Origin of the sequence: Streptomyces sp. NPDC057616 (genome assembly GCF_042800575.1) — a bacterium.
In the GTDB taxonomy this organism is placed as follows: Bacteria; Actinomycetota; Actinomycetes; order Streptomycetales; family Streptomycetaceae; genus Streptomyces.
On sequence record NZ_JBHVGU010000060.1, the window covers coordinates 31,526 to 41,316 of the forward strand.

The 9,791-nt window shown below is 69.1% G+C and carries 3 protein-coding genes, 1 tRNA gene and 1 rRNA gene; 1 reads left to right on the forward strand and 4 read right to left on the reverse strand.

Annotated features, from left to right (window positions below):
* Nucleotides 1-78 precede the first annotated feature (78 nt).
* Nucleotides 79-5,550 (reverse strand): HAMP domain-containing protein, encoded by a 5,472-nt coding sequence (locus ACFU97_RS43090; protein WP_384267972.1) that lies wholly within the window; start codon nt 5,548-5,550, stop codon nt 79-81.
* A 376-nt stretch (nt 5,551-5,926) separates the two neighbouring features.
* On the opposite strand from ACFU97_RS43090, the gene ACFU97_RS43095 reads away from it, so the two are divergent.
* Nucleotides 5,927-8,680, forward strand: coding sequence for a SpoIIE family protein phosphatase (locus tag ACFU97_RS43095; protein WP_384267974.1), 2,754 nt, complete (start codon nt 5,927-5,929; stop codon nt 8,678-8,680).
* A gap of 72 nt (nt 8,681-8,752) precedes the next feature.
* On the opposite strand, the gene ACFU97_RS43100 is transcribed toward ACFU97_RS43095, so the two are convergent.
* The 3 genes from ACFU97_RS43100 to rrf form a co-directional block, all read right to left on the reverse strand.
* Nucleotides 8,753-8,825 (reverse strand) — tRNA-Thr (locus ACFU97_RS43100).
* Between the two features lie 97 nt (nt 8,826-8,922).
* Nucleotides 8,923-9,585, reverse strand: a complete 663-nt coding sequence (locus ACFU97_RS43105; protein ID WP_384267977.1) for a DegT/DnrJ/EryC1/StrS family aminotransferase — start codon at nt 9,583-9,585, stop codon at nt 8,923-8,925.
* A gap of 114 nt (nt 9,586-9,699) precedes the next feature.
* Nucleotides 9,700-9,791, reverse strand: a 5S ribosomal RNA gene (gene rrf / locus ACFU97_RS43110); the annotation flags it as partial.

The following is a 9,791-nucleotide window of genomic DNA, read 5'->3' on the forward strand; positions in this document are numbered from 1 at the left end:
GGTTCCCCGAATCCCGTACTTCTACACGGCATCGGCCACACTGAGTCAGCAACTCCGAGTGAACATCGATGGTTCCCGTCACTCCTCTCGCATCCACTGTTGCATCACCGACAGCAGGTGATCGGGATCGACCGGTTTGGTCACGTAGTCGGAAGCACCCGACTCGATCGCCTTCTCCCGGTCGCCCTTCATCGCCTTCGCCGTCAGCGCGATGATCGGCAGGCCCGCGAACTGCGGCATCCTGCGGATCGCTGTCGTCGTCGCGTACCCGTCCATCTCGGGCATCATGATGTCCATCAGGACGACCGCGACATCGTCGTGCTGCTCCAGGACCTCGATGCCCTCACGGCCGTTCTCGGCGTACAGCACCGAGAGGCCGTGCTGCTCCAGGACGCTGGTCAGCGCGAACACGTTACGGATGTCGTCGTCGACGATCAGCACCTTCTGGCCGCCGAACCGGATGCCACGGTGCGCCTGCGGCGCCGCGGCCTTCTGCTCGGCCGTCCACTGCTCCGGCGCGGCGGTGAGCTGCTCCGCGTCGAACCCGCTCCTGCGGCGGCGCCGGAAGAGCGCGGCGGCGCCGTTCTGCGTCTCGCGGTACGACTTCACCTCGGCCGGCGTCTCGATCTCCGCCTGGGCGAGCTGCGCCAGGTCCGAGGCGGCCACCAGGTCGCCCGCCTCCAGGGCGGGCAGCGCCTGCTGGTAACCCTGCGGGGGCAGTTCGCTCGGATGCAGGGGCAAATACAGCGTGAACGTCGAACCGCGCCCGGGTTCGCTCTGTGCGTGGATCTCACCGCCGAGCAGCTGCGCGATCTCCCGGGAGATCGACAGCCCGAGGCCGGTGCCGCCGTACTTGCGGCTCGTCGTGCCGTCCGCCTGCTTGAACGCCTCGAAGATCACCCGCATCTTGCTGGCGGCGATGCCGATACCGGTGTCCGTCACCGAGAACGCGATCAGGCCCGCGTCCGGGTCGGTGAGCGAGCCGGTCTCGAGCAGCTGCTCCTTGATCCCCACCGGGACGTCCCGGCCGGCCGGCCGGATCACCAGCTCGACCGAGCCGGAGTCGGTGAACTTCACCGCGTTGGACAGCAGGTTCCGCAGCACCTGGAGCAGCCGCTGCTCGTCGGTGTGCAGGGTGGCGGGCAGCTCGGGAGAGACCCGTACGGACAGGTCCAGGCCCTTCTCCGCGGTCAGCGGCCGGAAGGTGGCCTCCACGTAGTCCACGAGCTGCACGAGTGCGATACGCGTCGGGGAGACGTCCATCTTGCCCGCCTCGACCTTCGACAGGTCGAGGATGTCGTTGATCAGCTGGAGCAGGTCCGAGCCCGCGCCGTGGATGGTCTCGGCGAACTCGACCTGCTTCGGCGTCAGGTTCGCGTCCGCGTTGTCGGCGAGCAACTTGGCCAGAATCAGCAGGGAGTTGAGCGGCGTCCGCAGCTCGTGCGACATGTTGGCGAGGAACTCGCTCTTGTAGCGCATGGAGACCGCGAGCTGCTCGGCGCGCTCTTCCAGGACCTGGCGCGCTTCCTCGATCTCGGTGTTCTTCACCTCGATGTCACGATTCTGCTGGGCCAGCAGCTCGGCCTTCTCCTCCAGTTCGGCGTTGGACGCCTGGAGGGCCTTCTGCCGGTTCTCCAACTCGGCCGAGCGCTCGCGCAGTTGCTCGGTCAGCTCCTGCGACTGCTTCAGCAGCTGCTCGGTCTTGGTGTTGACCGAGATGGTGTTGACGCTGGTCGCGATCATCTCGGCGATCTGGTTGAGGAAGTCCTTCTGGATCTGCGTGAACGGTGTGAAGGAGGCCAGCTCGATGATGCCGAGCACCTTGCCCTCGAACAGCACCGGAAGGACGATCACCTGCGCGGGCGGCGCCTCGCCGAGGCCGGAGGAGATCTTCAGATAGCCGCTGGGCGCGTTCTCCACCAGGATCGTGCGCTTCTCCTCGGCGGCCGTCCCGATCAGCGCCTCGCCCGGCCGGAACGACGTCGGCATGGAGCCCATCGAGTAGCCGTAGGACCCCAGCATGCGCAGTTCGTACGCGTCCTCGCTCTCGGCGCTGAGGTCCTTGCCGTCGACCAGCGGCATCGCGACGAAGAACGCGCCGTGCTGCGCGGAGACCACCGGCGTCAGCTCGCTCATGATCAGCGAGGCCACGTCCTGCAGGTCGCGCCGGCCCTGCATCAGCGCGGAGATGCGGGCGAGGTTGCCCTTGAGCCAGTCCTGCTCCTTGTTGGCGATCGTGGTGTCGCGCAGGTTGGCGATCATCTTGTTGATGTAGTCCTGCAGCTCCTGGATCTCGCCGGACGCGTCGACGTCGATCTTCAGGTTCAGGTCGCCGCGGGTCACCGCGGTCGCCACGCGCGCGATGGCGCGCACCTGGCGGGTGAGGTTCCCGGCCATCTCGTTCACGGACTCGGTGAGGTCGCGCCAGGTCCCGTCGACGTCACGCACGCGTGCCTGGCCGCCGAGCGCCCCCTCCGTGCCCACCTCGCGGGCGACCCGGGTGACCTCCTCGGCGAAGCTGGACAGCTGGTCGACCATCGTGTTGATCGTCGTCTTGAGCTCGAGGATCTCGCCGCGGGCGTCGATGTCGATCTTCTTGGTCAGGTCGCCCTTGGCGATGGCCGTGGTGACCATGGCGATGTTGCGGACCTGGCCGGTCAGGTTCGACGCCATCTGGTTCACGGACTCGGTGAGGTCCTTCCACGTGCCGGACACACCCGGTACGTGCGCCTGGCCGCCGAGGATGCCGTCCGTGCCCACCTCGCGGGCCACCTTGGTGACCTGGTCGGCGAACGAACTCAGCGTCTTCACCATGGTGTTGAAGGTGTCGGCGAGCTGCGCGACCTCGCCGCGCGCCTCGATCGTCACCGTCCGCGTCAGATCGCCGTTGGCGACCGCCGCCGCCACCTGGGAGATGTTGCGCACCTGCACGGTCAGGTTCTTGGCCATGAGGTTGACGTTGTCGCTGAGGTCCTTCCAGATGCCGACGACGCCCGGTACGTGCGCCTGGCCGCCGAGGATGCCCTCGGTGCCCACCTCGCGGGCCACCCGGGTCACCTGCTCGGCGAAGCTGGACAGCTGGTCGACCATCGTGTTGACGGTCGTGACGAGCTCGAGGATCTCGCCCTTCGCGTCGACGGTGATCTTCTTCGACAGGTCGCCCTTGGCGACCGCCGTCGTGACCTCGGCGATGTTGCGCACCTGGATGGTCAGGTTGTTCGCCATGAAGTTCACGGACTGCGTGAGGTCCTTCCAGGTGCCGGAGACGCCCTGGACCTCGGCCTGACCGCCGAGCTGGCCCTCCGTGCCCACCTCGCGGGCGACCCTGGTGACCTCCTCCGCGAACGACGACAGCTGGTCGACCATCGTGTTCAGCGTGTTCTTCAGCTCCAGGATCTCCCCGCGCGCGTCCACGGTGATCTTCTGGGACAGGTCACCGCGGGCGACCGCGGTGGCGACCTGGGCGATGTTGCGCACCTGGGCCGTCAGGTTCCCGGCCATGCCGTTCACGGAGTCCGTCAGGTCCCGCCACACGCCGGCGACGCCGGGCACCTGCGCCTGACCGCCCAGGCGCCCCTCCGTGCCCACCTCGCGGGCCACCCGGGTCACCTGATCGGCGAACCCGGAGAGCTGGTCGACCATCGTGTTGATGGTGTTCTTCAGCTCCAGGATCTCCCCGCGCGCGTCCACGTCGATCTTCTGCGACAGGTCACCTTGGGCGACCGCGGTCGTGACCTGGGCGATGTTGCGCACCTGGGCCGTCAGGTTGCCGGCCATGCCGTTGACGGAGTCGGTGAGCTCCTTCCAGGTGCCGGCGACTCCCGGTACGACCGCCTGACCTCCCAGGCGGCCCTCGGTGCCCACGTCCCGGGCCATCCGGGTCACCTGGTCGGCGAAGGACGAGAGCTGGTCGACCATCGTGTTCACGGTGTTCTTCAGCTGGAGCATCTCGCCGGAGACGTCCACGGTGACCTTCTGCGACAGGTCGCCGTTGGCCACGGCCGTCGTCACCTGGGCGATGTTGCGCACCTGCCCGGTGAGGTTGCGGAACGCGGTGTTGACGGAGTCCGTCAGGTCCTTCCACGTGCCGGCGGCGCCGGGCACCTGCGCCTGACCGCCCAGCTCACCCTCGACACCGACCTCGCGCGCCACGCGCGTGACCTCGGAACCGAAGGAGGACAGCTGGTCCACCATGCCGTTGACGGTGTTCTTCAGCTCCAGCATCTCGCCGGCCACGTCGACGGTGACCTTCTGCGACAGGTCGCCGTTGGCCACGGCCGTCGTCACCGCGGCGATGTCCCGCACCTGGATCGTGAGGTTCCGGAAGACCGTGTTGACGGAGTCCGTCAGGTCCTTCCACGTACCGGCGGCGCCCGGCACGTTCGCCTGGCCGCCCAGCTGCCCCGCCGCGCCGACCTCGTTGGCCACCCGGGTGACCTCGTCCGCGAAGATCCGCAGCGTCTCGGTCATCTGGTTGATCGTGTCCGCGAGCTGCGCGACCTCGCCGCGTGCCGACACCGTGACCTTCTGCGACAGATCGCCGTTGGCGACCGCGGTGGTCACCTGGGAGATCCCGCGCACCTGGGCCGTGAGGTTGCCGGCCATGAGGTTCACCGAATCGGTGAGGTCCTTCCACACACCGGCCACACCCGGCACCTGCGCCTGGCCGCCCAGCTCGCCCTCGGTGCCCACCTCGCGCGCGACCCTCGTCACCTCGGAGGAGAACGACGACAGCTGGTCGACCATCGTGTTGACGGTGTTCTTCAGCTCCAGCATCTCGCCGGCGACATGGACGGTGACCTTCCGTGACAGATCACCCTTGGCCACCGCCGTCGTCACCAGGGCGATGTCGCGCACCTGGGCCGTCAGCCGGTACGCCATGGTGTTGACGGAGTCCGTGAGGTCCTTCCACGAACCCGACATGCCCCGCACGCGTGCCTGGCCGCCCAGCTTGCCCTCGGTGCCCACCTCGCTGGCCACGCGCGTGACCTCGTCGGTGAACGTCGACAGCTGGTCGACGAGATTGTTGACCGTACGACCGACCTTGAGGAACTCCCCGCGCAGCGGATGCCCGGTCCCGTCCGACGCCTGCGTCCGCAGCTCCATACGCGGCGACAGATCACCCTCGGCCACCGCCGTCAGCACCCGTCCGACCTCGGAGACGGGCCGTACGAGGTCGTCCACGAGGGCGTTGGAGGCCTCGATGGCGGCGGCCCAGGAACCCTCGTAGGCGCCCGTCTCCAGCCGCTCCGTGAGCTTGCCCTCGCGGCCCACCATGCGGCGCACCCGGGACAGCTCACTCGTCAGATGCAGATTGCGGTCGGCCACCTCGTTGAAAACCGCAGCAATCTCCGACATCACGCCGTCCCCGGACACCGTGAGTCGCTTGCGGAAGTTCCCGTCGCGCATCGCCACGAGAGCCGCCAGCAGTCGGTTCAGGGACGCCGTGTCCACCGAAGTGGTGCCGCCCCGCGTTTTGCGTTGGTTGCTCAGGGACTGTCCGCCTTTCGCGCGCGTCTTAGTGCCCCGCGTCGCTGCGCCAGACTCCACTGTGTCCCTCCCGCAGGGGTCGACCGTTACTGCTGTGCTCCGGTACTTCCGTTCGACGTACCAGTTACTGCTGCGTATTCCTGCCGGATATACCAGGCCACACCCCGGGCTGCTGCCCGCTGCGTACGGAAGTCACTCAGCCTGCCCGGACCTTCACAAGAAGCTTGCCCAGTGTTTCACCCTGCTTGAACCCGGCCATAACAGTTCGGCAGCTTCGCACATCGTCCGCACACCCTCTGGGCGGAAACACTGCAGACCGGCATCCGCATGGACGGCGAAGGTAAGTAACCTTGCATGCGGCTGTCCAGCCGCGCCGGTCCGTCCGGCCTGGGCGGTGGCACGAGTACGAGCGGGCATCGGAGGGCGGCCGCACAGCATGACCACCGGATTGATCCCGGGGGAACAGCCCCCGGACCCCCGGCCGACGGGCAGTCTGCCGCATCAGCGGCATGAGCCGATCGGCCAGGCAGCCCTGCCCGTCGACAACCGGACAAGGAGTTCTGTGATCACCGCGCGCGCGGCCGCCAGTTTCGAGCCCGTCGGGCGATCGGTCGCGACCGCCCGCTCGTTCGTCCGCGACACTCTCCAGGGCTGGGGATTCGCCGACATCGTCGACGACGCCGTGGTCCTGACCAGCGAACTCGTCACGAACGCCGTCGTGCACGCGGGCACCTCCGCCGACGTTCTGTGCCTGCGCAGTGACGAGGGCGTACGGATCGAGGTCGCCGACCGCTACCCCGAGCGTGAGATCCCCCTCCAGGGCTCCCCCGTCAACATGGGCAGCCCCGACCGCGAGGGCGGCCGCGGCCTGCAGCTCTGCGCGGCGCTGGCCGGCCGCTGGGGCGTCGAGTACACACCGACGCACAAGCAGGTCTGGTTCCAGCTGGAGCTTCCCGAGCGCGCGGTCGGCACCCGCGCCGCGGGCCCGTCCCTGCCCTCCGCCCTCCTCCCGGTCGCCGACGGCCGGGTCCGTGTCGCGGTCGTCCAGATCGACCGCACCGGCTCCATCACGGCGTGGAACGAGGACGCGGAGGAGCTCTTCGGCTACCCGGCCGAACAGGTCACCGGCAAGCCGCTCACCGACCTCGCCGCCTGGCCGCACACGCCGGGCACCAGCACGGGCATCGCCGAGGCTCTCCAACTCTCGCGCTGGGAGGGCAGTTACGGCATCAGGGACGCCGGCGGCCGCGTCATCCCGGTCTACGCCTCGCACCTGCGCGTCCGCGACACGGGCGGCGAACCCTCCACGGTCTGCCTCCTCGTCCGCGACCACGAACGGGCCGTCCTGCAGACCCCGTTGCGCCTGCCGTCGTCGGACACCGTCACCAGCGGCGAGGGCCAGAGCAACGACCCCTTCGAGGTCTTCATCGGCTCCCCCGCCCCGGACGACCTCGACGGCCTCCTGCAGCGCACCGTCGAGCGCGCCCGCGACATGCTCGACGGCGACTCCGCCTTCCTGCTCCTCGCGACCGACGACGAGACGGAGTTGGAGGTCCGCGCCTCCACGGGCCTGCCCTCCGCCCGCCAGCGCTTCGCGCGCGTACCCGTCGAGGCGGGCCCCGGCCGCTACGGCTCGGCCCGCATGCCGGCCGTCCACGACGATCTCTCGGCCGTCCCCGGCGCGGTCCCGCTCCTCAGCGGCACCGGCATGCGCTCGGTCGTCACGGTTCCCCTGAAGGTCGAGGGACGGCTCACCGGCTCCCTGGGCGTGGCCGCCGAAAGCGCGGGCAGATACTCGAACGAGGAGGCCCTGCGCCTCCAATTCGCCGCCGACCGCATCGCGTTGGCCGTGGAGTCGGCCCGCCTCGGCGAACTGGAGCGCCTGCGCCGAGGCTCCCTGAGCTTCCTCGTCGAGGCCTCCGACCTCCTCGCCGGCACCCTGGACCGCGACCAGACGCTGGCCCTGATGGCACAGATGACGGTCCCCACCCTCGCCACCTGGTGCGCCGTCTACACCATCGCCGACCAGGCCTCCGAGCCGTACCTGTCGTACGTCCTGCACGAGGACGAGGAACTCATCGACGGCATCAAGTCGTTGCTCTCCAAGGTCTCGCCGCCCGACCCTGTGCCGACCCCCGGCGCGCGCGTGTGGACGGCCCCCGGCGAGGTCGCCCACCAGGCGGCCCTCCGCAGCTCCATGCGCAGCCTGGGGCTCAGCGGCGGCCCGACCCACCAGATCGCCTCGGGCATCGGCCCCACGCTCGCCACGGCGTCCGCCGTGGGCGGCGAGACGGTCGTCCTGCCCCTGGTCGCCCGCAACCGCGTCATCGGCATGCTGACGCTCGGCAAGCCCACCGACGAACACTTCCGCCAGGAAATCCTGGAACTGGCCGAGGACTTGAGCCGCCGAGCGGCCCTGGCTCTGGACAACGCCCGCCTGTACTCCGAGCGCACCGCCATCAGCCAGTCCCTCCAGCGCAGCCTCCTGCCGCCCGAGCTCCCCGAGATCGGCGGCGTCGAGGTCGAGGTCATCTACCGCGCGGCCGGCGAGGGCAACGAGGTCGGCGGCGACTTCTACGACCTCTTCCCGATCAGCGACGGCGCCTACGGCTTCGCCATCGGCGACGTGTGCGGCACGGGCCCCAACGCGGCCGCCGTCACCGGCCTCGCCCGGCACGCCCTGCGCCTGCTGGCCCGCGAAGGCCTCAGCGGCCCGGCGGTCCTGGAGCGACTGAACTCGGCCATTCTCGACGAGGGCGCCCGCAGCCGCTTCCTGACGCTCCTCTACGGCGAGTTGCGGCCCCAGGAGGACGGCAGCGCACAGCTCAAGGTGGTCTGTGCGGGTCACCCGCTCCCCCTGCGCCTGCGCCAGGACGGCACCGTCGAACCGGCCGCCGAACCCCAGCCGCTGCTGGGCGTCATGGACGACCTCGAGCTCTACGAGCAGACGGTCACCCTCGACCCGGGCGACGTCCTCCTCTGCGTCACGGACGGCGTCACGGAGCGCCGCGAGGGCACCCGCATGCTGGGCGACGACGGCCTCGCCGATGTCCTCACGACCTGCACGGGCCTGACGGCCGGCGCGGTCGCGGCCCGCATCATGCGCGCGGTCGAGCGCTTCGCCTCCGACGCCCCGTCCGACGACATGGCCATCCTGGCGATGCGGGTGCCGGGCCTGCACAAGGACTGAGCGACCCCCGAACAGAGCGGCCCCCGAACACACGAAAGGCCCCGCCCAATTGGGCGGGGCCTTTCGATTCGGAGCCCCCAAACGGAATCGAACCGTTGACCTTCTCCTTACCATGGAGACGCTCTACCGACTGAGCTATAGGGGCCAGTCACCTTTTCGGGGTTTCCCCCGCGGCGACGGAATAGATCATACCCCGTGGGGACGGGTGCTCCCAACCACCTGGTCCCGTCCCGAACGCCTGCTCAGAAGGCAGGCTGCAGCAGCCCGCCCAGCGCGTTGCACGCACCGACGATCCGCTGCATGTCCCGCTTCGTCAACGCGGCGTCCACGGGCAGCGCGAGCGTCTCGTCGGCGGCCCGCTCGGTCTCCGGCAAGGACACGCAGCGACGGAATTCCGGCAGCCGGTGCACCGGTGTCTTCACCGGCACCCGGGCCTCAACTCCCCTGGCCCGCACGGCTCGCGCGAAGGCGTCCCGGTCCGGCCGCCCGTTGCCCGGCACCCGCACCACGTACTGCTGATAGGTGTGCCCGTCACCACCGTCGGGCGTTCGCACACCCCTCAACTTGGCGTCGAGATAAGCCGCCCGCTCCCTGCGCTGCGCCACTTCGTCGTACGGCACCTCGGACTCGCCCTGTTCCAGCACGAGGAGCCCGCGCCGCTGCCCCAGGCCGTGCAGCCGCGCGACATCGGCCGGCCGGCCGAAGCGATGGACGACAACGACCGCCGCGGTCCGCGGAGTTACGGCCGCCTCGGCGGCGGACGGATCGATGCAGTACGTCACCGGATCTATGTCGGCGAACACCGGCAGCGCCCCGGCCAGTATGACGGCCTGAGCGACCTCGACGTTCCCGAAGGCCGGTACGACGACCTCGTCGCCGAGCCCTACGCCGGCGGCCCTGAGCAGTGCAGCAGTACCCATACTGCGGATGGTTGTTGCGCAACGTGAACTTCAAGTGACGCAGAACAAAAAAGGGTTGGACCCCGAACCGAAGTTCAGGATCCAACCCTTTGAATAATTGTTCGGCGGCGTCCTACTCTCCCACAGGGTCCCCCCTGCAGTACCATCGGCGCTGTAAGGCTTAGCTTCCGGGTTCGGAATGTAACCGGGCG

What these genes read in the sequence shown, in the direction of transcription:
- ACFU97_RS43095 (WP_384267974.1), top strand. Translation starts at nt 5,927, where the DNA reads ATGACCACCGGATTGATCCCGGGGGAACAGCCCCCGGACCCCCGGCCG.